This window comes from Pseudomonas sp. ERMR1:02, assembly GCF_002277815.1.
Lineage (GTDB): Bacteria > Pseudomonadota > Gammaproteobacteria > Pseudomonadales > Pseudomonadaceae > Aquipseudomonas.
Window position 1 is genome coordinate 1 of the sequence record NZ_NKJI01000015.1, and the last position, 25,383, is coordinate 25,383.

Sequence of the window (25,383 nt, forward strand, 5' to 3'; positions counted from 1 at the left end):
CCATGATCAGGTACAGACTCAGGGCATCCTATTGAACAGCATCTCGACTTCCCTTCGTCAGATTGCGTGAACGGATTGCATTGAATGTTTTCAACCTTGGAAACCAAGGGCATTTTTTCGATGAAAGTTTTCAAAGACCTGTTCACGCTGGAAGAGGAAAACCGACTTCGGGCGTTGGATAGCTGGCATCGCACTTTGAAGACAGGAGATTGCGGATGAACTGTCCAGATGCCTATCACGAAGAACTGCTTCGACAATCCGATGAAATGGATCGCAAGGGGATTGTGACTTGGGCCGAATGGCGAGATCTGAGATGTGCGGCAGATCAAGCGTATTTGCGTGCTATCGCCGGTGGCGACTACCACTGAACCTCGCACTGGCATTTTGTACTCTTGATAAGGGACTTAATCGTTGAACCTAGACTCATGCCGCGCGTTTTGTGCTTCAGGATCGGGAATGATCAACGACACCCGAACTCAACCGAGTAACACTAATTGAGGTGCGTCCTATGTCCATCGCAGACGTTACAGTTCAGTACTTGCGTGGGCATGCCTTAATGCTGAGCACTGCCGAATCCTGCACTGCCGGAAAAATCGTGACAATGTTGTCCGAGGTCGAAGGCAGTGGCGAATTCATCGAATCTGGCTATGTGGTCTACTCGCCTCAAGCCAAACAACGTCTCCTGCACGTCAAACTGTCCACTATTGAGACATTCAACCTCACGAGCGTTGAAGTTGCACGCGAGATGGCGGCGGGAGCCTTGCGAGATAGCACTGCCAACGTCGCCGTTGCCACCACGGGCATTCTAGGCCCGGAGGACATCGACGGCATTCCAGCCGGCACAATCTGCTTTGCCTGGGCGTTTCAGTCAGGCAACGAGCAGTTCTTGTTCAGTCGAGAGCAAAGGTTCTCTGGCTCACGTTGCCAGGTGCAAGCAGAGGCCTCGGAATACGCTTTGCAGTGGCTTCCCCATTTTCATCGTCGAGTACTGCACGGCGAACGAGGTTAGGCCTGATGAACCACGACGCCGAGCATTCGGAGTTGCGCAGTCGCGAATATCCTATACGCGAAGACATGCCTTACCAGTTGAAGGTGTGGCGCTTTGAAAGGTGCGGCTGGTACTTACTGGTGCTGCTTATGGTACTAGCTCTGGCGGGTTTATTTTCCCGGGGCTTACTTAGCTCAAGGGATGTGCGTAGCGAAGATGACAATCTCAGGGTGGAGTACGAAATTTTCACCGTAACGGCTCGACCAATTCGATGAAAATTAGTCTGCGCGGCCCCCAGATACCACGCTCGAACTGGAGTTGGCTGGTGAGCTTTTGGAAGGCTTCAGTATCGAGACTGTGCAACCTGAGCCTGTGCGTGCCCGCAGTTCCTCAAAGGGCGTTCGCTTGTGGGTGCAAGCCGACACCCAAGGTCAAGCCATTGTTTATTTCACCCTGCGTGGCGACGGATTGGGCCTGTTCCACAGCAGCATCTCCTCGTCCGGCTCAAACAGCGTGAAGCTCGATCAATTCATTTTCCCTTAGGTGACCTATGGATTCGGTACTGCGGGCTGCGGCAATGTATTTGGCGCTGATGGTGCTGTTCAAGATTGCCGGTCGACGCTCGTTAGCGGAGCTGACGACCTTTGATTTCATTCTGTTAATGATCATTGGTGAGGCGACCCAACAAGCGTTACTGGGTGACGATTTTCGTTGACTAACTCTATGTTGGTTATCGTGACCCTCATTGCCATTGATGTCGGGTTGTCCTTGCTCAAGCAGCGTTCGGGATGGGTGTCACGACTAATCGACGGTGAGCCTACGGTCATCGTCGAAAATGGCAAGCTACTTCAACGACGAATGCGTCTTGCCCGTTTAGTGGAGGCCGATGTCATGGAGGCGGCGCGCTCCAGTCAAGGCATCGAGACCCTGGACGAAATCAAGTTTGCGATCATCGAACGTAACGGCAAGATATCGATCATTCCACGTGAAACCTGATATTTGCACCGCTTCGCACGCTGCACCGAATTAATTTGAACACCGGTGTAATAGCGAATTCTAAGGTTCATTAGCCTTTGGAGGTCGAATCATGTCGGAAGCAACCAGTTATTTCGCGATTGCTATGGCGGGTATCATCTTGCTTGTCGATCTATGGGCAATGATCAGTGTGTTCCGCAGCGACAAGCCGGTAGGTGTCAAAGGAGGCTGGGCCATCGGCCTCATCATCTTTCCTGTGCTGGGCTTGATTGTGTGGGGAATTGCGGGCCCTCGTGGCATCAAGGAAGGGCCGACATCACCTGAACACAGCAAGGGATGATTTACGACTCTTCGTCATCTCTACGCCAGTGCCAGAAAATCAGGGGACTGGATACGGCTGGTGTGTCTCGAATCAAGAGGTGCTAATGGTCGAGAAGTGCCATGTTCTATCAGAAAATGCCCAAAGTGACCGAGAGCTTAATGGAGGACGGGAATGATCGACGAATCAACCATTCGAGAACGTGCCTATGCGCTGTGGGAAAAGGATGCCAGCCCCGAAGGAGCTGCGGGATTTTATTGGCATCTGGATCGCGCACAACTGGAAGCCCAAGTACGACCAAAAAGACCAATATTTGCGTAATGGAGTTTGGCATTAAAAGCGAACTCCATCAGGTAACTATACCACTCGAATCTAGGATACGTAGCGACGCTATCTACGCGAAAACAGGATCACTTCGATAGTACGCTTCGGATACTGAGTTTCGAGTTTCTATCATTTGTAGCGTACGCACCGATTTCGAAGTGACATGCCTCGTGCATTTTTGGATGTATCTAAAACACACTCTCCAATATTTCTGCAGTGATAATTACCACGCCAAATGCATAGATCGCGGAGCCTAACAAAAATGACGGATGTGAAAATAGGCTAGCGAGTGATCCAGAATTCGTGTTTCTTTGAAATGACATTTTCTGTATCTCCTGTTATTGGATAAGGTGCTCAGCGATACCCCGAGCGCCGTTTTTTGCCCTCTCAGCGGTACCCGAAACCCTCGTGAATTTGGTAGTCAGTTTTGGTTCGTCGCTATGACCTGTCTCGGGTTTAGTCCGACTTTCAATCCATTGGTAATCATTTTGTTGGTCGGCCAAATTGTTCGGGAGAACAGTGCCTATGCCGAAAACATTGACTGCCAGACTGACCTTCATGCCTCTGCACGTTTGTCTGCAGTCGAGTTCAAAACCCGCACTTGCCTCGTCCATTAGGCTTTTAAAGAAATCGAAGTCTGGTGGATTGGATGATTTTTTACCCATTTCCATTACTCCTGTGCGTGAGATCGGCCCCAAGTAGGGGCCGCTTTGAGGACATCAAGCATCTTTCCCCTGAACAAAACCTGATCCCAGATCCGCACCTGTAATAGGTTCACTAGACGGGTCAGAAGCGGTGCGGGTTTTCATCGCTTCCAACACATCGCGATCTTCTGGCGAAAGGTTGACGGTGGCCAGGCCATCACCCCCATCAACTGCCGGCTCCGGACTTTCAACGTATTCCCATTCTCCACCTTCATTCCATGGGCCGCGTACATTCGGCTCGCCCGACATATTGAAATACTTGTTGGTGAACTCTGGTATTCCTGGCAGCTTGCCTTGTGGGAAGTTTGGTTGAATCGAGTGCAAAGCTTTTTCGAAGGAGAGCTGATGGGCAATCTCTCGTGTCATGAGAAATCCGAGTGCTTCTTTCACGCCTGGATCGTCGGTGAGATTCATCAATCGCTCGTAGACGATTTTCGCTCGAGCCTCGGCTGCAATGTTGGAGCGCATATCGGCGGTAGGCTCACCAATGGTGTCGACGTAGGCTGCCGACCATGGCACGCCGGCGGAGTTGGTAAGCGGCGCACCGGCACCATACAACAAGCTGGTGATGTGCGAATCGTTACCGGCACCGTTAATGGCCCGATACAGTTCGCCTTCTTCTTCCACGCCTTCAGCCAGCTGGCCTTTCGCACCTTTATTCAGCATTACAATAATCGAGCCCACGATTTCAAGGTGACTGAGCTCCTCGGTAGCAATGTCCATCAGCAAATCTTTCCTTCCTGGATCTTCTTCAGCCAATGCTTGGGTGAAATATCTTGAAGCAGCGGCTAACTCGCCTTGCGCTCCGCCGAACTGCTCAAGTAAAAGATTGGCCAAACCAGGATTGGGTTGGGCCACACGCACGGTGTACTGAAGTCGTTTGTTATGTAAGAACATGTCGAATTCCTCTGGCTTTGCTAAAGGCGCATTCATCACTACGGGCGATGGCGCCTGCATAGTTTCTGAGGCGCAGAGCAGGGAAGAATTTCGTATATTATTTTTGGTCGAGACCGACGGTACTGTTCAGATAGTTCAATCAGGTTCAGCGAAAAGGTCATCCATAAATGTCCGGAACGGGGTGCCATGAAGTCGAGCGGTATGGGGCGTATATGCAAAAACCTGGCACTTGCCATACGTCGTTCCTAGTGAACATTGCAATGCTGATGCAGCTCTACCGCAACACATTCCTTGGAAATCATCATGTACGAAGATCGGAAAGAGCAAGCGCTCGCGACGTGGCATTCATTGCTGGCCAGGCCTGAAATCCGAATGACTGCTCAAGAGCAATATGAAGAATTACTCCGGCTTGCCGAGGAATATTTAAAGCAAGGTTTTATTGACCGTGACGAGCGTAAGGTTTTGGTCACCGAGGCGACCCGGCGGTATGCCCAAGCCGTAACGGGGGTTGGAGAAGGCACATAGGTGCATCGATTCAATGTCGTGAGATGAGGAGGCGTAGCCACACTCATTGCGCGGCGGGTTCAGCTTTACAACCATTGCTGCACAACACCAATTAGCAACTTCATATTCAGCATCACGATAATTGCTGAGATAACCCAGGCAAGCGCTGCCAGCCAGCGGCCAACCACCAACGAGGCCATTAGAGAAGGATCGGTGACGAAGCGCACCAGCGGGATTATCGCCAGTGGCAACTGCATGGACAGTACGACCTGGCTCAATACCAGGAGCTGCGAGGTACCGTGCTCTCCGTAGAGTGCAGTCACAATGACCACTGGGATTATGGCCAAGCCGCGTGTGGTCAACCGGCGCAACCAGCCTGGGATCCGCAAGTGCAAAAATCCCTCCATTACAATCTGTCCAGCAAGCGTTGCGGTGACCGTGGAGTTCACTCCGGACGCGAGTAGTGCAATCGCAAACAGCGTTGAAGCGATGCCGACCCCCAACATTGGCGACAGCAGCTCATAAGCCTCCTCGATTGCTACTACGTCTGTACGGCCGGCTGCATGAAATACAGTCGCGGCGGTGATCAAGATAGCGGCGTTGACGAACAGCGCCAGGCTAAGAGCAATCGTACTGTCGGTCACTGCCCATCGCAGCCCCCGTCGCTTGCCGGCATCGCTGCGCTCGAAAGCCCTGGTTTGGACAATCGACGAGTGCAAGTAAAGGTTATGCGGCATGACGGTCGCACCCATGATGCCAATGGCTATGTAAAGTGCTGCTGGGTTCGTGACGATTTCCGTTTGAGGTACGAATCCTAGCAAGACTGCTCCTAAGGAGGGTTTGGACATTACTATCTGTGCGGTAAAGCAGACGGAAATCAGCATGAGCAAGGCGACCACAAATGCTTCGAGCCATCGGAAACCCCAACGCATAAGAAGAAGGATCAGGAAAACGTCGGCGGCGCATAGGATTGCACCCCACAGCATCGGAATATCGAAGAGCAACTTTAGCGCTATCGCAGTGCCGATGACCTCTGCCAAATCACAAGCAATGATCGCCAGCTCGCAAGTCAGCCAGAGGAAGATGCGCATTGGCGCACTGTAATGTGCGCGGCAAGCCTGAGCCAAGTCCAACCCGGTAGCGATGCCCAAGCGGGCAGCCAGCGCTTGAAGCACGATGGCCATTAGGTTCGACAGTAATATGACCGAGAGCAGCATGTAACCAAATTGCGACCCACCAGCTAGATCAGTGGCCCAGTTACCAGGATCCATATAGCCCACGGCTACCATGTATCCAGGGCCTGTGAACGCAAGCAAATTTCGAAGCCACCCGCCTTGACGCGGTAAGCTTACGCTACCATTTAAATTGCCTAGGCTGGGCTGAATGCCTCCGACACCTTGCCCAAACGAGGAGGAGTCGCCGCTATTCAAAGGGCAATTAGTAGGGCGTTGGGGCTCCAGCACTGTTTAACTCCCGCGCGAGATGGAATACCACGAGGGTTTGAGTTCGGGCTTCGCCGGAGTGTTCAGGCAAAAATGTTTGATAACGATGAGCGGCGCACTGACAAATGGAGGTATTACGATGGAGTCGCCACTATCCTCTCACGTCAATGCATGAGCGCGCCTTAGCCAAATGAGCCAGATTGGACGTGTGCTTGAGAAAGATTCGAGAACACCGCAGTGCACGATTGCGACGGCGGTGTTCTTCATCATTTACTGACGTTTTCTCTTAGCAGGCTTTTTCAATTCGAACATCAGTACTGAGCGCCCGGTAACCTGGTATTCATCGCCGAAGGCAAATGGTACGACCATCTAGCAGTATGCCCATGCAGCGGTTACTGCCGTCCTGCCACTGCTCCATGCCCATTTCATCGCCACTTGGCTGGATCCAGCTCACGTCCTTAACGCCGAGGCTTTCATCGTACTCGCCAGTGAAGAAGCGGGTGCGACGAAGCAGAGGGTGGCGTTTGCGTAGCTCGATCAGGTATCTGACGAACTCCTGTAGTTCGCTACTTTTTTCACTGACATTCCAATCCACCCAGCCGATCTCGCTGTCCTGACAATAGGCGTTGTTGCTCCCGCCTTGGGTACGAGCAAACTCGTCACCCGCCAGAAGCATCGGTGTGCCTTGGGCCAAGAACAGCGTGGCCACAAGATTGCGCATCTGCCGATACCTCAGCTCGATGATGGCAGGGTCTTCGGTCGGCCCCTCCACACCGCAATTCCACGAGCGGTTATCAGAATGGCCATCACGGTTGTCCTCGCCATTGGCCTCGTTGTGTTTGTCGTTGTAGGAGACGAGGTCATTCAAGGTGAAGCCGTCATGGGCGGTGATGAAGTTGACCGATGAAGCAGGCTTACGGCCGCGTAGATTGAATTGCTCACCAGAACCAAGAAAAATCTTGGCGAACTCGCCCAGCATTTCGTCGTCACCTTTCCAGAAAGCGCGAGAGACGTCTCTGAACTTGTCGTTCCACTCCATCCAGCCTGGAGGGAAATTGCCGACCTGATAGCCGCCTGGGCCACAGTCCCATGGCTCGGCGATAAGCTTCACCTTCGCCAGGACAGGATCCTGACGACAAGCATCGAGGAAACCGCCGCCCTCACTGAATCCCTCAGGCTCACGACCGAGAATCGTGGCCAGGTCGAATCGAAATCCATCTACACCCATCTCCGAGCCCCAGTACCTCAAGGAGTCGGTCACCATTTGCAATACGCAAGGATGACTCATGTTGAGTGTGTTGCCTGTATCTCCCAAATCCCAAAGGGATTTGCAGCCCCATTTCTTTGCGCGCGAATGCCATTGTCATTCAGCGAGTGACCATGATTGCTGGTTCCGGGCTGATGAAGCCCTTCAGGCAGTCGTGGGCCTTAATATGACTGCCCGTTTGCGCGGCATCATTCCGATGTATTCGGTTCGCTGCCAGATCGATGGTAATTTGCGGTTTTAACGCAGTTAACCAAGAGACTCCTGACTCATTAACCGTCTTGCGCGAACCCATATCTGAGTTGCTTCGGCTCGCTTTGCATCCGCGATAGCCTTTGCCTTCGAAAATTTTTTCAGAACTTCATCGGTTCTGACTTCCGCATCTAAAATCCCGTAAGCGAGAGTTTCCAATTCATCTGCTTCAAAGAACAGCGCGGTAGACCGAGTTATCTCAGCATCCAAGTCATTCATGTGTTCAAAAGTAAATGCGCTCATGACGTTGAAACCTCTGTTCAATCGAACGTAGCGAGTCGCACGACAATGGACTCCTACTTTCTACTCAACACGATTTACGGTCGGGAGGCGATCTCGTCCAAGTGGAGACTTAAGCTCAGTGGATCCTCGTACACCCTGAGCGCTCCAGCACGCTCGAGCTCGCCAGTGTCATAGCCTCCTGATAGCAAGCCAATACCGGTCGCTTTGCAGCGTCTTGCGGCAAGCATGTCCCAGACCGCATCGCCAATTACCAGGCAATTCTCTATAGGAACATCCATCTTTCTCGCCGCCGCCAAGAAGAGATCGGGATCAGGTTTGCCGTACTGCACATCATCGCGGGTGATAAGGTTGATTTGGTTTACCTCAAGGCCTAACGCCTTGAGATTAATTTCAGCAGTTTCAATGCCGCCACTGGTTGCAATGCTCCAACGCAACCGCTCGCTGGTGAGCATCGATAACAGCTCTATAGCACCAGGCAACGGCATAATTTGGCTGCGCATGGCCTTATAGGCTTCTGCATGCTTTTTGCTAAGCCGATCAGCTTGCTCATCAGTGATGTCCAGCCCTGTCTCGCGGGATAAAGTTTTAAGCATCAACCCGCCGCTCATACCGATCTTGCGATGAATCCGCCACATCGCTAGTGGGATGTTTTCCGAGTCGAGGGCTTCCTTCCAAGCTGTTACGTTTTGATAAACGCTGTCAGTCAGAGTGCCATCCAGGTCAAAAATGAATGAGGTTTGCGGTCGCATTTTTCACTCCACTATCCAGATCGCCATCAATCGACGACCTCCCTTATCTGGTGAGGCGTACCAACTAACGCCATGCTTTCAAAATGTTCAGATTACTTATCTCGAATCCTTTCTACGTCAGCAGGGCCAAGCTTCACTCGTACGCCATCCACTGAAGACTCCTCACGACTGACTCGCTGGTCGTCAGTCAGGCCGGCATCTGAGCACTTAGTAAGATCGGGAATTTTGGATTCATTTGAAGAGGTTTGATCTACCTCTGTGGCTTGGCGCTTACCCATCATCTTCTCCCGTGCCCCTGAAATGAGGGCTTGTTTTTTTGAAACGGAAGAGGACTCAGCGTTCAGTGTTTTGAATACGCCAGCTGATAATTGGTCGTGCATGCACAGATTGGCTATCTGATGTTGGTGGAATGGGTGTCCGGATGGTCGTGGATTCCGCATCTCTAGGGCACTGGTATCCCATAAGGCAGCCATGACGAAGCCTCTCCGCATATGGTTCAGCCCGCCTGAGTTACGGCTTAACCCCACTTGGCGCATTCTCTTCAAAACTAATGTTCTTTTAAGACGCGATCTTCAAATGCGACTCAGTCGAACAGGCACCGATTTGGCCGCCGGCACCTTACTGCGTTCGGCATGGTGCCAGAGCGGCACGAGCGGATTGCATTCCGGGTAATAAGCAGCGGTACAACCCTCTGGGATGTCGTAGGCGATGATCTCCAAGGGCCCAACCTGACGCTCGACCTCAGGTTCGATAGCTGTGGTAACCATCACACGCTCACCGACTTCAAAACCCAACCGTACGATGTCGTTACGATGCATGAATATCACTTCGCGGGTGCCGGTAATGCCGCGAAAACGGTCGTGATACCCGTAGATCGTCGTGTTGAACTGATCGTTGCTGCGCAGCGTCATCAACTGCAATACGTCGCGAGGTTCGTCGGTGGTGGCTACGTCATCATCTTCATCAAGGGTGCAGGGCACTATGAATTGCGCTTTGCCGCCCTCGGTCAGCCACTCGCGCTTGGCGGCGGCAATGGGGCGATGGAAGCCGCCCGGCTCAACCATGCGTGATTCCATGTCGTGAAAAATGTCCGGGTAGATAAGACCCATGGCCACTCTGATTTTTGAGTAATCATCGCGCCAGCCCTGCCAGTCGATTGAGAGACCAGAGGGAAGGGTAGCCAGGGCCAGACCGGCGACAATGCTAGCCTCCGCGCGAACGTTCGGCCCGACCGGCTCCGCGTGGCCGTGCCAGCCGTGAATGCATCCGGTGCTGTCTTCGGTTGAATACGTTTGCTGAATGCCGTTCTGCCGATCAATTTCGATACGGCCCAAGCATGGCAAGAGCCATTGATTTTTCACGGGTAGCAGGTGGGTTCGGTACCTTTCTGGCAAGAATACCTTCACATGCATCAACGGTGCACAGACCAAGATGCTGCGGGACTTTGAAACCAAAATGCTGCTCGATTAAATTGCTTGGCACTTTCTTGGGATCTTCGGTAATCCCCACTGTGCGCTGGCCCTGAACATTAGAGTGCCCGCGAACAGGGCAGACACCGGCGCCTAGCTTGCCAATGTTGCCGCGCATCAACAAAAGGTTTACCACCATTTGTACGTTTCCACTCCGTGCCGATGCTGAGTAAGGCCCATCCCATAAATGATCATCACCCGTTTGCTGTTGGCATACGTCGTAGCTGCCGCTTCAAGTGCACCACGAGTCAGACCGGATTTACGTTCAACACGCTGCCAGTGATGCCCGCGAACGGACTTCGCGAACGCCTCGAATCCTTCAGTGTGCCGGGCAATGAAATCGTCATCGAGAATCGCTTGTTCACCGTTGCTTCGCGCCTTGTCGTCCAGTTCCAGCAACGCCTTGGCGATGCCGATCATCGCTGCCGTGTCACCGCCAATGGCGACCTGGTGATATTGAGTGCTGATGATGGTCGATTCCGGCGTGAGCATTTCTATGGGTGATTGCGGATTAACAAATCGCTCAAGTCCACGCTCACGCAAGGGGTTGAAGGTGATAATGGGAACATTGCGTTTGCGTACGTCCTGCAATTGATGAAGCATTCTGGGAGCGTTGCTTCCCACGTTTTGACCAAAGAAAAATACGCAGTCGGTGTGGTTGAAATCGTCCAGCGTCACCGTCCCGACTGGAACCCCGATGCTCTCCTGCAAACCTACCGAGGTACTCTCGTGGCACATGTTCGAACTGTCGGGCAAGTTGTTCGTGCCATAGGCCCTGGCGAACAACTGATACATGAACGAGGTTTCCAGGGAGGCGCGACCGGAGGCATAAAACACCACGCTGTCGGGCACCATCGTTTTCAATTGCACGCCGATATCACGGTAAGCCTCTTCCCAAGTCGTCTCGCGATATCGATCACTGGCAGCGTCATAACGCAGTGGATGGGTGATCCGACCCTGTTGCTCCAGATCAAAATCCGCCCACTGCCTTAGTTCGGTAAGGGTGTGTTCAGCAAAAAACGCCGGGTCGGTTTTCCTGGATGTCAGCTCCCAGGCAGTGGCCTTGGCACCGTTCTCGCAAAATTCCAGCGCATGGGGATGCCCAGGCTTGGCCCAGGCACAGCTGACGCAGGCGAAACCATCAGGCTTGTTCTGTTTCAGAAGTGCGCCGGGGGCTTTGGCGAATGCCTGTTCTCGCCAAAGGATTTTCATTACCGAGCCTGCTGAACCCCAACCGCCGCTCGCATGGGTGTACGGATGGAAATGGGCCTTTGGATGAATGAGCATTGGCGGCTCCTGAGACTTTATCGGGGGTGATAAAGCTAGGACGAACATGCGCGGTAATAGGTTCGAGTGGATCGGTTAAAATCGTCCTATGGCTAGAGCCGCCAAGATAGCTCTCAACAAAACGCAGGCTGTTGAGGCCAAATCAGGATTTTAACTTGCATACCCCATTCCATTTTATTCCCTTTGAGAAATATGGAACGGCGCCGGAGCAGCTTGATCCATGGTTCATGGAGATAAGGTAACGATGCGTCTGGTAAGAGCGAGCAATGTCGTTATCGAAGGGCTTGTATCAATCCAGCGGCTGGGTGAGCAGATCGATTACACGTCGTCAATCAACCCAGTTGATGCCCGGTGTAGCGATTAGCGCCACGCGTCTCGGTAGCTTTACAAGACTTCTTTATCTGCCGAACAGGCAGATAAGCGTTAAAGCTAAGCCCATGGCGAAAATGCGGAGGATGAGTACCGAGGTATGATTTATCGACTCAGTGCGCATGGTGACGACTCACCGGAATGCTGGAGTGTTATCCATTGGTTCTTCTATCCGAAACTCTGAAACGCAAGTGCAATGATGTTCCTGCTGCTCGTTGCTGGTGAGGCTGGCTTCTCCACCGAAACTTTCCATGATCTGCTTCACCATGATCAATCCGATGCCTAACTTGCCATGCCTATTGGTGTAGAAGGATTTGAAAGCCATCATTTCTTGCTGCCTTAACGCTGCCCTCCCGGTGTCGCCAATGATCAGATCAAGCCACTGCTGGTCTTCATCTACGCTAGCCTGAATGGTCAGTTTTCCTCCTGCCGGCATCGCCTCCATGGCATTGGAAACGATGCTATTCAGAATCTGAGAAAGCAAAAGCGAATTACTGATTATCCGTGGGATGGGTACATTCTTGAACTCGATCTGGATTTTTGACTGGCTCAGTTGCGCACTGAAGCTGTTAAGTGTGGCCAGTATAATTTCCGTCGGCTCGACCAGTTCTGCCACTCCTCGGATCGGACTCAAACACAGGAGCAATTCATTCACCCACCGCGACATCCGATCTACTTGAGTGACAATATCATCGATGTTTTTCTTCGCGGGTTGGCCATCCATGTCTTTCGCCAGTTCTGCACTTGAGCGGATGCAGGCGAGCGGGTTGCGCATGCAATGAGCGACCGCAGTGGACATTTCGCCTAAGCCAACATACGTCTTGTTGGCAACGAGCTGGGCCTCTTGTGATGCCAGCGAGATCGATGCTCGTCGTGCAATCCAGTAGACCCCGAAATAAAGAACTAGACCGCCCATTGTGGACAACCAGATGATCCAGTGTCCGCGATTAAGGCGTGCAATCAGGTCGAGCGGCTCCCTATAAACTTCAACCACCGCCAGGATGTTCCCCTGGTCATCCACGAGAGGGATGTAGCTCTCGATGAAAAATATTTTGGGAGAGCGAAAAAATTTCTGTTCTATCCGGTCAGCATCCACTTCGTTGTACTTGGTGGAGACCCGGTCTTTGGCGCTGAATGCCTCCTCAAGCTCATCATTCAGAATTTTCTTTCCGATTAGCTGCGGGTTGGTAGACCAGACCACCGTCCGAAGTGGGGAAAAGATGTTGACCAGGAGCGAGTCGGGCAGGCGCGAAAGGTAATCCAGAAACTCGGAAGTCAAACGTTGCCTGTTTTTCGACATTTCCTCCGACACCGTCCCGTTTTCAGTGAGTGCCGCAGTATCGGCGGGCTGCATTCCGGTCAGTCCATGGTGACGAATCTCACCTTTCGCGATGGTCTGGATGAATTGCGCTGACATCAGGGCATCGCGCTCAAGACTTTCCGTTGCCAGGAACCGTGTTGACAAAGAGCCGAGCCCAAAAGCAATCACGCTAATGAGAAGGAAACTGACGATTGAAAACCATTGTAGTAAGTTGAATTGCTTGGTGGGCGCAATCGAATCAGCGCTTCTCCGGCGCAGGCGCTTGAACAATGCAGCGGTTACGAGCATAGCAATTGCCCCGTGGGTGTGCTGCTAAATGCTGTTGTAGCAGCTTCAACCGCTCAATAGTGCGTAGAGGGGAGCACAGCATTCTTTATGCCAGAATTTGGAGGCTTCCTGTTCCTGGTTGAGATGACCGAAATTGAGATTGCGTCGCGCTTGAGGCGGTGCATTCTGATTCTGTGGCTAATTCGCTGGTAATCGTTTGATCGTGGACATGGGTTAAATACCCCAGTTATGGGGAAAGCTGACTTGAAAACAGGGAATGACTCATTCACCGCTTGCGGAGAGCCAACCGAGCTGCGAACAGAAGGAAGATCATGCCTGTTGTGCGATCCACGTTAGCAGATAGATGAATGAGTCGAATGCCTTCGTTCAATGCGGTGTTGCAGGCTCCTGCATGGTTCAAACTCTTGGAATTACGGTTGAGTCATTCCTCGCAAGCTGAGAACTGGTTGAAGTGCTCAGGGCATTTCGTCCAAAGCCTCGGGCTTGAATTCAGGAGTAAAGGAGCGGTGTTGTTAGGTCATCTGACACCTCGATCTGGCGGGCATTCTCGCCTAAATGAGTGTCCGGTTTCATTAGAACACTACAGTTCGTACTCGCATGCCGAATGGTGTGGCAGGAGTGGCCTGTTGAGGTCGTCCCCTATGCGGATTTGGCTAGGGAGGGGAAATCTGGGTCGGACAGCTTTCAGGGGAGAGCTTGTTATCGCTGAGAGCTAGCTACAAATGAGACTGACTGCCTTCGCGGCGCGTTTGAGTTGTTGTTTAACCTCGACGGGTATCCGTTGTTTGATTAATCGTTGTTCGAGGAATGATTGATCGCCTTTAGCGTCCACCTGTGCCTCAACAGCGGCGTTCTCCGTTTTTATGGAGTCAGCTTGACTCGCCATGACCGAATCAACATCCTCGTCGCTTGCCGCACCTTCGAGCGCACGGATTAGTTTTGCCACTTCCTCTTCTTCAGCTTTAGCGTATGCATCTACGGTCATCCCGGCAGCCAACGCGCGCGCGCGAATTTCCACTTCTTCTAATGTGTGCTTAGCGTCACCACACAAAACGTCTTGATGTTGCTTTTCGACAGCTCTCCATTGGAGCAGTCCATAGGTCGTCGTACCGATTGTCGCAAGGGTGATAACGCCGATCAGGATCCGCTTCATGGTGACTCTCAAATGTCTGAGTAGTGAGGTTTCGATGGAAGGCGCTTCATCTCATTTCGGATAAATCAAGCGTAGCATTTGGCGTCGGTTTAAGTGGCAGTCAACCTCATGTCGCTGATCGTTCAACCTGGGAACTGGATCACTGACTGTATAGCCTGGAGCAGAAGAGACGAGTTCAAGATCCTGTCGTAGCCCCTGCAACAAGACTTGCGACCGCATACCCGTTGCCCAGTTGAGCTAACGAATATCGGTGACGACAAGAATTTCTTGATTCGACGTGTCGTGGAAAAATCGTACCGTCAGAGCGGATCCCGGATCGACTGTGCATTCGCAACGAGTGGGCTGAAAACTTTGTTCTCCTAAGGGACGAATTTCTAAAGTACATAGCATGAAGGCTTGTCTCGGACGGGAGCCTCTGAAAGTGGTGTCCCAGCCTCAAGCCGAACGGTATGGGCACAGCGAGGTGAGGCGGCGCAAATCCGCAATATTGGAATGGGCTGAAATTTGAGCTGCTGAACGCTCACATCCCTGCGCGCTCGGATTAAAGGCCTTGGTCAAATTGACTGAACCCGCTGCAAAGTCGAATTTCTATTAATTACCTTCACCCATGAGGACAGTGACATGGCATCCCTACGAGAGAATCTATTGGATGGGCTTCGTGATGCTCACGCTTCGTCGGTAACTGTCGTAGCGATCGATGGGCGCCCGACAAAAGAGTGTTCGCGCGGCTATATTCAAGCGACTAACAAAAATGTAGAGGCGCGAAATGAGACAACGGGGCGAACGATATTGGTCATGGGCAGATCCGTCGCTGCACTGCAGAACGCATGATGAAACGCTCGATGATGGAACGATCATCGATGTACAAGTAAGGCTCTCCAGCGCCGGTAGCACTCAAATGTTCATCGGAGTTTACGCATCTAGCGGCATGCACATTTTCGAAGAAATCCGTGAATGCCGCCTTGGCGAATCAATGACGCGGGCCCTAGCTTGGGGAGTTGGGCGCGCTCGTCGTGTGGCTACCGAGACGGCACGGCACAAAGGCATAGATGAGCAGTAGGCTCCTGTTAAACACCTCCTTTACCGATTGTCCTCTTCTTCGAACTTCACAAAATCCGCAGGTATCTATCGAGGCATACACCTGAGTGGCCTTTGTCATGAACGACCATCGTAAAAGCCTAGCATTGAAGGCGTGGGAAAGATTGTTCAACCAACCCGAAATTCGGATGGACGCCGAAGAGCAGTATGAAGCGCTGTTGCGGCTCGCGGATGATTTTGAAGAAGACGGAATTATCAGTCCTGAAGAACGAAGAGCGCTCATCGAGAAGGCAACGGTTTTCTACGCGCAATCGGTTGCGGGTGTAGGCGAGGGCACCTAGCGACGGAAAACCTTAATTGTCGGAAGCGCACTTCCGACGGGCTTTGGTAAAAAAATCGAACTACAGCTGTCCACCCTGGCTCTCAATAATAGGCCGTCGTCGCCAGACGAGCCGCTCATGCAAACCTCCTGTTGCCCGCGCGATGCGCGGGCTTTTTTTCGGATTTCTGAAGCGGGCACACCGCTCATCCCGCTATTTGAATGGTCAAGAGCCTTATCTATATGCGCGGAGTCGGGAATTGTAGTAAGGCGAGCAGCACGTGTTGCGACAGACGCTGAGCGTCCCGCTCGAACGAATCCGCCGTGACCGTGAACAAACGTGAGAAGTCCGAGGGGGACTCAGCGCTAAAATTTCTACGTTTCGAAATCATGGCAATTCCTCACTTTAAAATGGGAAGAAAACTGCACGCCGGCAGGCGAACGATGAGTTGACTATCTGAAGCAAGTTGACGAGCAAAAATTTGCAAAAGATTACCGCTACAGCATGCCAATGGCCGTGACATGCTCACTATTGAGATAAAAGAGTGCGGTTGTCGTTCAAAATTTTTGAGCCATCCGTAGCAGAGCGTCCTCCATCAACGGGAAAAGCGGCGTGCGAAACGATCCTCGGGCTGAAGGGCCCTTGTCGATTACCTGTCGCGGCGCAGTTGTTATCTCAGGTTAATTCTCTCGGGCAGCAAGTCGATGCGTCGGCCTACAACGTCGTGAAATGTGGCGCCTTAGATTTGTGGAGGACAATCGGGCGATCCATTTTCCACTACGCAACACATTGGATGGGGGGTACGAAAACTTCCTACGACGGTAAGGTTTATCGGGACGCAGACGGAGCGAACCTCGCCTTAAGTCCACCTGGAGTCATCGCCCTAAGCGTAGGGCTAACGCTGAAACTACCTGATGGGCAGCATTTCGAACTGATAGAAACCGGGCGTACCGTCAGCGGCATCACTTACAGCCCAACAGATGATCCAGATATCTATCGGTCATTGATTGACATTGCCCAAGTAGCTCAAGAATGCGGCGAGAAACCATCAGTCGATCAACTGACCAGCTTATCCGTTTCATAACCGTGGGGATTCTGGCATTGCCAACGCCATGCGTCTCTCAGCATATCGTCCAAATTTCTGTCTGCGCGCCAACCTAACTCACGCTCTGCCTTACTCGGATCGGCCCAGCATTGAGCGATGTCGCCGCTACGACGTGGACTGTTTTTTAGCGCTATAGGTACTCCTGAAATACGCTCGAATGCACTAACCACTTCAAGAACAGAGTAACCACGACCTGTCCCCAGGTTCCAAATGTGCACGCCCGATTTGCGCTGCAGGTAATCCAGTGCCTTCAGATGCCCTTCGGCCAGATCCATTACGTGAATGTAATCGCGCACCCCGGTGCCGTCGGGTGTCGGATAATCGGTACCGAAAACATTTAAATCCTCACGCTCCTTATTAGCCACTTGCAACAAATAAGGCAGTAGATTGTTCGGCGCCGTGGTGGGCGCTTCACCCAGCCACCCGGAAGGATGCGCGCCGATCGGATTGAAATAGCGCAACAAGCCCACCGACCAGCGCGGGTCTGATCGGGCGATGCTTGTCATGACATTTTCCGCCATTAGTTTGGAATGGCCGTACGGATTGGTGGGTTGCCCGTAGGCGCAAGATTCGTCGATTGGCATCTGTACGCTTTCACCATAAACAGTGGCCGAAGAGCTGAATAACAAGGTGTTGACGCCGGCATCGGCCATCGCTTGGCATAAGTTCACGCTGCCGCTGACGTTTGTCTCGAAGTATCGCAATGGCTCGCGCACACTTTCGCCAACGGCTTTCAGCCCGGCGCAATGGACGACAGCGTCAATCGGATAATCATCGAATATACGATCCAGGAGCGCGCGATTGCGCATATCTCCTGTGATGAAGCCTGGACGAACACCTCCCAGTACGGTAATCCGCTCGATGGATGTTCGCGAGCTGTTGCAGAGATTGTCCAGTATTAAAACGTCGCTACCATCGCGCAGCAGTTCGACGCAGATATGCGCCCCGATATACCCCGCACCTCCGGTCACCAAGATCATGATGCGCCCTCATCCCAAGCCGAGCAAAATTGCGCCGCTTCCTTGTTATGGGGTCACAGGCGATGGGTAGTTCAGGGAATTTACCCGACCGGTAATGCACTTCATCGACTTGGGATCAAACGTCTTTGAACGGATTTGAGCAACAGCTCCTCCAACACCCTAGAAGCGCGCAGAACGTGGTATCGGATCACCGGGTCGCTCTTCGAAAGCATGAATTGGTGTTGAAGCCAGGTTGTTACTGCGCTTTGGATTTCGTACCGATAATGACCGAGGGAAAGCACATGAACCTTGTAGAGCAACCCGACTCGCAGTTGACGCCCGCCTTTCTGAACGCTAACAAAAAAGCCGCTCAATCCGTTCGTCCTACGCTCTTGTGCCTGTCGCATTTGCGCTGGGGTTTCGTGTATCAAAGACCGCAGCATGTGATGTCGCGCTTGGCCAAAGACTATGATGTGCTGTTTTTTGAGGAGCCATTGCACGACGACATTGACAACCCTTGGCTGGAGCAGATCCAACCCACGGAGGGCGTGACGGTGCTGGTGCCTCGTCTTCCGGCAGGCCTTGAACAAACCCAAACCATCACTGCTCAGCGAGAGCTGCTGGATGCATACCTGGCGATGCATGCGCCCTCGCAATTATTGCTCTGGTATTTCACCCCTATGAGTCTGGACTTCACCTCGCACCTTGAAGGACAAGTCACCATCTTTGATTGCATGGATGAACTATCCGCGTTCAAGGGAGCACCCAAGGAGTTGGTGGAGAAGGAGCAACAATTGATGCATCGGGCTGACGTCGTCTTTACGGGGGGCTTCAGCCTCTGGGAGGCCAAGAGCAAGCTCCATGACAACGCGCATGCAGTTCCCAGCAGCGTTGACCTCAACCATTTTGCTGCCGCGCGGCAACCACTGCCGCAGCCGTTGGATCAGGTTGCGATTGCGCACCCCCGTCTTGGATTTTTCGGCGTAATCGATGAGCGTTTTGACGTAGCGCTGGTCAGCGAGGTGGCGCGCCAGCGCCCTGAATGGCAAATTGTTCTGATCGGCCCTGTGGTCAAAATCGATCCGGCAGCTCTGCCACGCTATCCCAACATCCACTACTTGGGTTGTAAGGACTATTCACAGCTGCCTGCTTATCTCGCAGGTTGGGACGTCGCCTTGATGCCCTTCGCCCTCAACGAATCGACGCGCTTCATAAGTCCCACCAAGACTCCCGAATATTTGGCGGGCGGGTGCCCCGTGGTTTCTTCGCCCATCGTTGATGTGGTTCGTGTATATGGCCACGCAGGTGTGGTGGCGATCGCTGCATCGGTCGATGAGTTTATTGCCGCCATTCAAGGCAATCTCGATCGCAGTCATGACTCTGCTGCCTTTACCCGGCGTGTCGATGCCGTGCTTGACGGGATGTCATGGGACAAAACCTGCGCCGTTATGAAGGAGCAGATCGAATGCCTCAGATAACATTGGAGACTGCCACTGGCGGTTCATCCCAGGATAGCGACAGCGCTTCGCCTTTCTACGACTACCTGATTGTCGGTGCCGGGTTTGCCGGCAGCGTGTTGGCCGAACGACTGAGCGCAGGGTTAGACAAGCGCGTGCTGCTGATCGACCGTCGCGAGCATATCGGCGGCAACGCCTTTGATCATATGGATGAAGCGGGTGTGTGGGTTCATCGTTATGGCCCACATATCTTTCACACCAACGCCGAGCGCATTGTTCAATACCTTTCGCGATTCACTGAGTGGCGTGCGTACGAGCATCGGGTACTGGCGCAAGTCGATGAGCATTGCGTACCCATTCCTATCAACCTGACTACGCTGAACACATTGTATGGATTGACCATGACGGAACCGCAAGCAGCTGACTTCCTGGCCAGCCGTGCGCAGCCGGTGGCCACTGTCCGCACGTCGGAAGACGTTGTTGTCAGCCAGGTGGGTCGTGAACTCTACGAAATGTTTTTTCGAGGCTACACCAGAAAACAGTGGGGACTCGATCCGTCAGAGCTCGATAAATCCGTCACCTCTCGTGTGCCGACCCGAACCAACAGTGACGACCGCTACTTTAGCGATACTTTTCAGATGATGCCGCGCGATGGCTATACACGCATGTTCGAGCGCATGCTCGATCACCCACGCATCGACATTCTGCTAGAGACCGATTTCAAGGCTGTGCGTCATTGTGTGCGTTATGGTCACCTGGTCTACAGCGGGCCGATCGATGAGTATTTCGATTACTGCTTTGGCAAACTTCCTTATCGGTCTTTACGATTTCAGCACGAGACAATAAACCAGCCGCAGTTTCAGCCCGTGGCGGTGGTCAATTATCCCGACGAAGCAGTGCCGTATACGCGCATCACCGAATACAAGCATCTCACCGGACAGACACATCCACTGTCCAGCATCAGCTATGAATTTCCCTGTTCGGATGGCGATCCCTATTACCCTGTTCCTCGCCCGGAAAACGCCGAGTTGTACAAACGCTACCGGACACTGGCCGAAAGCACATCGGATGTCACATTTGTTGGCCGATTAGGGACGTACAAGTATTACAACATGGATCAGGTAGTGGGCCAGGCACTGGCCCTTTACCAACGTATTGCCGAGGCTGCCAGCGACGCACACGTATCGGGCTGGGAAGCCGAGCCGAACAATGGCAGCAGGGTGAAAACTGCAGGCCCGGTTTCGGCGCCATGAAAAGGCAGGATATTTTCGACAGTTTTTTGCTAGCCGGTTTTGAGTGTTCGTCGCACCGACGCAATGATGGCCGGCGCCTCGACTTGTTAAATGCCACAGGCCATGAGCGCTGGGTGACCCGTGATTATCAGCAGATGTCGGCAATGGGCATCCGCAGCATCAGAGATGGACTACGTTGGCATTTGATCGAGACGCGTCCGGGTCATTATGACTGGAGCAGTTTCCTGCCCATGCTGCGCGCCGCGCAGGCCTGTGATCTGCAAGTGATCTGGATCTTTGCCATTACGGTTACCCTGACGATCTTGATATATGGAGGCCGGCGTTCGTCGAGCGTTTCGCAAAGTTCTGCGCTGCCGTTGCCAGGCTGATCCGAGAGGAGGGATTGAACATCCATTTTATTCGCCCCTCAATGAAATTTCGTTTTGGAGCTGGGCGGGTGGGGCGGTCGGGTATTTCAATCCATCAGTCAAGGGACGTGGACTCGAACTCAAGCATCAGTTGGTACGGGCGAGCATTGCGGCGATAGAGGCCATCCGTGAACAGGTACCGTCAGCACGGTTTATTCAGGGCGAACCATTGATTAACGTCATCGCCGGTTCTCACCGTGTCGACCAGGTCAATGCCGCCGAAAATTACCGACAGTCCCAGTTCGACGCATGGGATCTGCTGACCGGCAGACAGTGGCCGGGCTGGGCGGACAAGAATCCTATCTGGACATTGTCGGCGTTAATTTCTACCCGCATAACCAATGGTTTCACAACGGCCCGAAAATACCTCGGGGCGCCCGTGACTACCGCCCGTTGGCGGGCATGCTCAGCGAGGTTTACCAGCGTTACGAGCGGCCGATGCTCCTGTCGGAAACCGGTGCGGAAGCTGGTGAACGCGTACCGTGGCTTGCTTATATCAGCGATCAGGTCGAGCAGTCGATGCGGCGTGGCGTGCCGATCGAGGGTATCTGTTGGTATCCCATACTCGACTATCCGGGTTGGGATGATGACCGCTATTGTCCCGCCGGACTATTCGGCTATTCCGACGGCGAAGGGCTACGTGCGCCGTGCCATCCGCTGCGTGTGGCCATGCATGTGCTGACGCAACGCTTCAGTAGACCCGGAGCGCAAACTGCATTTGGTACGGATTCCCATGGAACGTGAAGACGTGATCGAAGAGGAGCCGCTAGCCGATCAGCCAGTTGCGTTTCTCTGGCGCTATGTTCGTCGGCGTCCCTGGCATTTCTCCGTGATGCTGTTTCTGGTGGTTGGTGCAGCCAGCTGCGCAGTGGCCGTGCAATACGGCATGAAATTGCTGGTGGATGTGATGACTCTGGGTGACCGGGCCAGCGCTCATCTCTGGTGGCCTTTCAGTCTATTCATCGGTTTGATTGTCCTGGAAAACATCTTCTGGCGGCTAGGCGGCTGGCTGGGATGTCGTACAGTGGTCGCTAGTTGCGCTGATCTGCGTGTAGATCTATTCAGCCATCTCACGGGCCACCCCATGCGCTATTTTTCCCAGCATTTCGCCGGCGCACTGGCTAATAGAATCTCATCGGCGGGTGCGGCGGCAGGTTCGATCTACGGTGGGTTGGCGTGGAAGATTATCCCGCCATGTGTCGATTTCCTCGGTGCAGTGATCGTGCTGTGTACGGTAAGCATCGGCATGGCTGGCGCGTTGATCGCATGCGTGATTGTTGTAGGCCTGATGATTACCTTTTTTGGTATCCGTGGGCGCGCGCGGCATATCGACTTTGCTTCGCAATCGGCGCGGGTCGGGGGAGAGATTGTCGATTTGGTCTCCAACGTCTGGACGATCAAGGCATTCTCCGCTCGTAACCGGGAGCGTCAGAGGCTTGAGCGCGCCATCGGCGTCGAAGCTAGAGCCCAGCGTCGCAGCTGGATCTATCTGGAAAAAGCCCGTCTGTTGCACGATATTTTTCTATCATTCATGGCTGGCGGCATGCTCATCTGGGCGATTAGCCTCTGGCGCGACACAGGCATCACCGCCGGTGATGTGGTGATGATCAGCGCACTTACTTTCCGCATTTTGCATGGCTCTCGGGATCTGGCACTGGCGCTGGTCGACACCTCGCAGCAACTAGGGGATATCGCCGAGACATTACGCATCATCGTTCAGCCTCATGCCTTGTCCGACACGCCGGAAGAAATGCAGGCCCCGCGCGGGAGTATCAAATTCATCGATGTCAGTTACAGCTATTCCGATGGCCGCGACGTGTTCAAGCACTTGTTTCTGGACATCCCGGCGGGCCAAACCGTTGGGGTGGTCGGAGCATCCGGCGCAGGCAAATCGACATTGATCCATTTGCTGCAACGCCTGGATGATGTGCGCAGTGGAATCATCCTGATTGACGACCGCGACATTCGCTCGGTCAGCCAGGACAGCCTCCGACGGCAAATTGCCGTCGTTCCGCAGGAAGCGGCGCTGTTCAATCGCAGCATTTTCGAGAACATCGCCTATGGTCAACCACAAGCCGCTGACCACGATGTCTTCGGCGCAGCCCGGCAAGCCTATTGCGATGTGTTTATTCGTGCCTTGCCCCATGGATACGGAACATTGATTGGTGAGCGTGGCGCGCGGCTTTCCGGTGGTCAGCGTCAACGTCTCGGCCTGGCTCGGGCCTTTCTTAAAAACGCACCGATTCTGGTGTTGGACGAAGCGACGTCAGCGCTGGATTCCCAAACAGAGTCGGTCATCCGGACTGCATTGACGGCATTGATGCGCGGGCGGACGGTGGTCGCGATTGCTCACCGTCTTTCAACCGTGGTGAGTTTTGACCGCATCATCGTTCTTCACGAAGGGCAGATCGTCGAGGACGGTATTCCTGAAGATTTACTCAAGCGCGATGGGCCGTTCAAGACGTTATGGCAAGCGCAGGCGTTGGCATCTCATAGCTCGTAAAAAAACGGAGGTCGAGTCCCACAGCGCGGGTCGTCACGTGCAACGTGCCTGCCAGGGTAGGGCTGTGCGAATAGCGCGACGCTGTCTCGATCAAGACTTGCCATGCCACGACATCATCGTCGATTGTCTCCAAGCACATCTGACGCTTAGCTAGAAAGTGAAAGATCCGCCACCCTCCACCGGTGCCTGTTACGAAGCGGGCTTGCTTCGGGTTAGAAAGAACTGGTTGTGAATGCTTCAGCACGCTCCTTGTCGAGTGAACGAGCCCCATGAAAGACAGGACACCGTTTCCCCCTTACGATAAGGGATAGGCAAACGGTTATGTTTATGACTAACAGCAACGATAAGAGTGGGGAGCTTTTGGGCCAGGAGCGGCGGCGCCGCTGGAGCCCAGAGCAAAAGTTGGCCATGGTTCGCGAGAGCCTTGAGCCAGGGCAAAGTGTGTCGGTCGTCGCTCGGCGCAACGGTATCAATGCCAACCAATTATTCCTGTGGCGCAAGCTGTATCAGGACGGCAGCCTGTCGGCGGTCAGCGCGGGCGAAGCCGTGGTGCCGGCCTCCGAGCTGAGCGATGCGCTCAAGCAGATCCGTGAACTGCAACGGATGTTGGGCAAGAAAACGATGGAAGCGGAAATCCTCAAAGAAGCCGTGGAGATCGCCCGGTCGCGAAAATGGATTGCGCACTCACCCTTGTTGCCGGGGGACGACCAGTGAAGCTGGTCAGCGAATGTCTCGGTGTGGCGCGCTCGCAATTAACGGTTCGAATCAAGCAATCGGTATCGCCCAAGACACGGCGAAGCAGGCCTGTGAACGACGCTGAGTTGGTGGCCGAAATCCAGCAACAGGTCAGCGAACTGCCCAGCTATGGCTACCGTCGAGTCTGGGGATTGCTGCGTCGCGCCCGTGAAACCCAGTTGCTACCCGCGATCAACGTGAAGCGCGTTTACCGGGTGATGCGTGATCACAACCTGCTGCTTGAGCGCCGGATCAAAACAACCCGGCGTGCCGCGTCGGCACGAAGGCCGTATTGCGGTGCAAACCAGCGATACGCGTTGGTGCTCGGACGGCTTTGAATTCCGTTGCGAGGACGGCGCCAAACTGAGCGTGACCTTCGCCCTGGACTGCTGTGATCGCGAAGCCATCGGCTGGGTCGCGAGCCCAACCGGGTACAGCGGCGATGACATCCGCGACTTGATGTTGGAAAGCGTGGAGAAGCGCTTCGGTGATCAACTGCCTGCAACGCCGGTGCAGTGGCTCAGCGATAACGGTTCGGCCTACACCGCCGAACAGACGCGCCTGTTTGCTCGACAGATCGGCTTGCAGCCGGTGACCACACCGGTGCGCAGCCCACAGAGTAACGGCATGGCAGAGAGCTTCGTGAAGACGATCAAGCGGGATTACGTGGCGCACATGCCCAAGCCGGATAGAGAAACGGCGCTGCGCAACCTGGCCATTGCCTTCGAGCATTACAACGAGCAGCATCCGCACAGCGCCTTGAACTACCGTTCACCGAAGGAGTTCAGGCGCTTGGCAGTGGCATCAATTTAACGGGGAGTTGGTGTCCGGTTTTTAAGGGGCAAGTCCATCGAGTATTATTTAATGGCGAGACTGAATGAGCACTTGCCCTTAGGATGTCCCACCAAAAGTTTGACACTCGAGTTGCGCCATATCCTTGAATGCGGCTTATCCCGCCGCCATAAGCACCGCGAGAGTCAATTTGATGAACTCTTCGTTCCTGCTGATGGTCACTAATGCACCACGAACGTTCTGTGCAACGTTAGCTGATCCGCGCT

The 25,383-nt window shown here is 53.5% G+C and carries 21 protein-coding genes and 7 pseudogenes; 17 read left to right on the top strand and 11 right to left on the bottom strand.

Annotated elements, in window-relative coordinates; translation table 11 throughout:
* Positions 1-120: 120 nt before the first annotated feature.
* The 7 genes and pseudogenes from CES87_RS22755 (at position 121) to CES87_RS22780 (ending at position 2,603) form a co-directional block, all read left to right on the top strand.
* Positions 121-368, top strand: a pseudogene (locus CES87_RS22755) (hypothetical protein).
* A gap of 140 nt (positions 369-508) precedes the next feature.
* On the top strand, positions 509-1,009 hold the full coding sequence (locus CES87_RS22760; RefSeq protein ID WP_128607869.1) for a CinA family protein: 501 nt from the start codon (positions 509-511) through the stop codon (positions 1,007-1,009).
* 5 nt (positions 1,010-1,014) lie between these two features.
* Positions 1,015-1,263: a hypothetical protein gene (locus CES87_RS34515; protein ID WP_322784197.1), complete on the top strand. Its 249-nt coding sequence runs from the start codon at positions 1,015-1,017 to the stop codon at positions 1,261-1,263.
* 58 nt (positions 1,264-1,321) lie between these two features.
* On the top strand, positions 1,322-1,531 hold the full coding sequence (locus CES87_RS34520) for a hypothetical protein (protein ID WP_322784198.1): 210 nt from the start codon (positions 1,322-1,324) through the stop codon (positions 1,529-1,531).
* Positions 1,532-1,538: 7 nt separating this feature from the next.
* Positions 1,539-1,984 (top strand): annotated as a pseudogene (locus CES87_RS22770) (DUF421 domain-containing protein).
* Positions 1,985-2,075: 91 nt separating this feature from the next.
* Positions 2,076-2,303, top strand: coding sequence for a PLD nuclease N-terminal domain-containing protein (locus CES87_RS22775; protein WP_128607870.1), 228 nt, complete (start codon positions 2,076-2,078; stop codon positions 2,301-2,303).
* A gap of 153 nt (positions 2,304-2,456) precedes the next feature.
* The gene (locus tag CES87_RS22780; protein ID WP_128607871.1) at positions 2,457-2,603 is read left to right on the top strand and encodes a DUF2934 domain-containing protein; all 147 of its coding nucleotides are present in this window, start codon (positions 2,457-2,459) and stop codon (positions 2,601-2,603) included.
* Between the two features lie 341 nt (positions 2,604-2,944).
* On the opposite strand, the gene CES87_RS22785 is transcribed toward CES87_RS22780, so the two are convergent.
* Positions 2,945-3,271, bottom strand: coding sequence for a hypothetical protein (locus CES87_RS22785; RefSeq protein WP_128607872.1), 327 nt, complete (start codon positions 3,269-3,271; stop codon positions 2,945-2,947).
* Between the two features lie 54 nt (positions 3,272-3,325).
* Positions 3,326-4,207: a manganese catalase family protein gene (locus CES87_RS22790; RefSeq protein ID WP_128607873.1), complete on the bottom strand. Its 882-nt coding sequence runs from the start codon at positions 4,205-4,207 to the stop codon at positions 3,326-3,328.
* A 303-nt stretch (positions 4,208-4,510) separates the two neighbouring features.
* On the opposite strand from CES87_RS22790, the gene CES87_RS22795 reads away from it, so the two are divergent.
* Positions 4,511-4,732 carry a hypothetical protein gene (locus CES87_RS22795; protein ID WP_128607874.1) on the top strand — a complete coding sequence of 74 codons (222 nt, stop codon included), beginning with the start codon at positions 4,511-4,513 and terminating at the stop codon, positions 4,730-4,732.
* A 65-nt stretch (positions 4,733-4,797) separates the two neighbouring features.
* On the opposite strand, the gene CES87_RS22800 is transcribed toward CES87_RS22795, so the two are convergent.
* The 6 genes and pseudogenes from CES87_RS22800 to CES87_RS22830 form a co-directional block, all read right to left on the bottom strand.
* Entirely contained in the window at positions 4,798-6,096 is a 1,299-nt protein-coding gene (locus CES87_RS22800) for an Nramp family divalent metal transporter (RefSeq protein ID WP_218196377.1), read from the bottom strand.
* Positions 6,097-6,514: 418 nt separating this feature from the next.
* Positions 6,515-7,459, bottom strand: a pseudogene (locus CES87_RS22805) (glycogen-debranching protein); the annotation flags it as partial.
* A gap of 207 nt (positions 7,460-7,666) precedes the next feature.
* Positions 7,667-7,912, bottom strand: a complete 246-nt coding sequence (locus CES87_RS22810; protein ID WP_128607875.1) for a hypothetical protein — start codon at positions 7,910-7,912, stop codon at positions 7,667-7,669.
* A 74-nt stretch (positions 7,913-7,986) separates the two neighbouring features.
* Positions 7,987-8,661, bottom strand: a complete 675-nt coding sequence (locus CES87_RS22815) for an HAD family phosphatase (RefSeq protein ID WP_128607876.1) — start codon at positions 8,659-8,661, stop codon at positions 7,987-7,989.
* Between the two features lie 572 nt (positions 8,662-9,233).
* A pseudogene (locus CES87_RS22825) lies at positions 9,234-11,417 on the bottom strand (FdhF/YdeP family oxidoreductase).
* A 502-nt stretch (positions 11,418-11,919) separates the two neighbouring features.
* A complete protein-coding gene (locus CES87_RS22830; RefSeq protein WP_128607877.1) occupies positions 11,920-13,395 on the bottom strand; it encodes a HAMP domain-containing sensor histidine kinase in 1,476 nt (491 codons plus the stop codon).
* 343 nt (positions 13,396-13,738) lie between these two features.
* Here CES87_RS22830 and CES87_RS33540 point away from each other — a divergent pair.
* Positions 13,739-13,831 (top strand): annotated as a pseudogene (locus tag CES87_RS33540) (LysR family transcriptional regulator); the annotation flags it as partial.
* Positions 13,832-14,107: 276 nt separating this feature from the next.
* Here the strand turns inward: CES87_RS33540 and CES87_RS22840 are convergent.
* Together CES87_RS22840 and CES87_RS34525 are read right to left on the bottom strand one after the other, a co-directional pair.
* The gene (locus CES87_RS22840) at positions 14,108-14,548 is read right to left on the bottom strand and encodes a hypothetical protein (protein WP_128607878.1); all 441 of its coding nucleotides are present in this window, start codon (positions 14,546-14,548) and stop codon (positions 14,108-14,110) included.
* A 237-nt stretch (positions 14,549-14,785) separates the two neighbouring features.
* On the bottom strand, positions 14,786-14,938 hold the full coding sequence (locus CES87_RS34525) for a DUF1652 domain-containing protein (RefSeq protein ID WP_128607879.1): 153 nt from the start codon (positions 14,936-14,938) through the stop codon (positions 14,786-14,788).
* 376 nt (positions 14,939-15,314) lie between these two features.
* On the opposite strand from CES87_RS34525, the gene CES87_RS33545 reads away from it, so the two are divergent.
* From CES87_RS33545 to CES87_RS22860, 3 genes are all read left to right on the top strand, one after another.
* Positions 15,315-15,608, top strand: coding sequence for a hypothetical protein (locus CES87_RS33545; protein ID WP_128607880.1), 294 nt, complete (start codon positions 15,315-15,317; stop codon positions 15,606-15,608).
* A gap of 97 nt (positions 15,609-15,705) precedes the next feature.
* Positions 15,706-15,927, top strand: a complete 222-nt coding sequence (locus CES87_RS22855; protein WP_128607881.1) for a hypothetical protein — start codon at positions 15,706-15,708, stop codon at positions 15,925-15,927.
* Positions 15,928-16,456: 529 nt separating this feature from the next.
* Positions 16,457-16,990 (top strand): hypothetical protein, encoded by a 534-nt coding sequence (locus CES87_RS22860; protein ID WP_128607882.1) that lies wholly within the window; start codon positions 16,457-16,459, stop codon positions 16,988-16,990.
* On the opposite strand, the gene galE is transcribed toward CES87_RS22860, so the two are convergent.
* Entirely contained in the window at positions 16,963-17,991 is a 1,029-nt protein-coding gene (gene galE / locus CES87_RS22865; protein ID WP_128607883.1) for a UDP-glucose 4-epimerase GalE, read from the bottom strand. The two genes, CES87_RS22860 and galE, sit on opposite strands and share 28 nt — an antisense overlap.
* A 281-nt stretch (positions 17,992-18,272) precedes the next feature.
* Here galE and CES87_RS22870 point away from each other — a divergent pair, with 281 nt between their 5' ends.
* The 5 genes and pseudogenes from CES87_RS22870 (at position 18,273) to CES87_RS22890 (ending at position 25,138) form a co-directional block, all read left to right on the top strand.
* A complete protein-coding gene (locus CES87_RS22870) occupies positions 18,273-19,448 on the top strand; it encodes a glycosyltransferase family 1 protein (protein ID WP_128607884.1) in 1,176 nt (391 codons plus the stop codon).
* Positions 19,436-20,680, top strand: coding sequence for a UDP-galactopyranose mutase (gene glf, locus CES87_RS22875; protein ID WP_128607963.1), 1,245 nt, complete (start codon positions 19,436-19,438; stop codon positions 20,678-20,680). The genes CES87_RS22870 and glf overlap by 13 nt, the downstream gene beginning before the upstream one ends.
* A pseudogene (locus CES87_RS22880) lies at positions 20,677-21,831 on the top strand (beta-glucosidase). The gene glf and the pseudogene CES87_RS22880 overlap by 4 nt, the downstream one beginning before the upstream one ends.
* On the top strand, positions 21,821-23,590 hold the full coding sequence (locus CES87_RS22885; protein WP_128607885.1) for an ABC transporter ATP-binding protein: 1,770 nt from the start codon (positions 21,821-21,823) through the stop codon (positions 23,588-23,590). The pseudogene CES87_RS22880 and the gene CES87_RS22885 overlap by 11 nt, the downstream one beginning before the upstream one ends.
* Positions 23,591-23,917: 327 nt before the next feature.
* A pseudogene (locus CES87_RS22890) lies at positions 23,918-25,138 on the top strand (IS3 family transposase).
* The last annotated feature ends 245 nt before the right edge of the window (positions 25,139-25,383 follow it).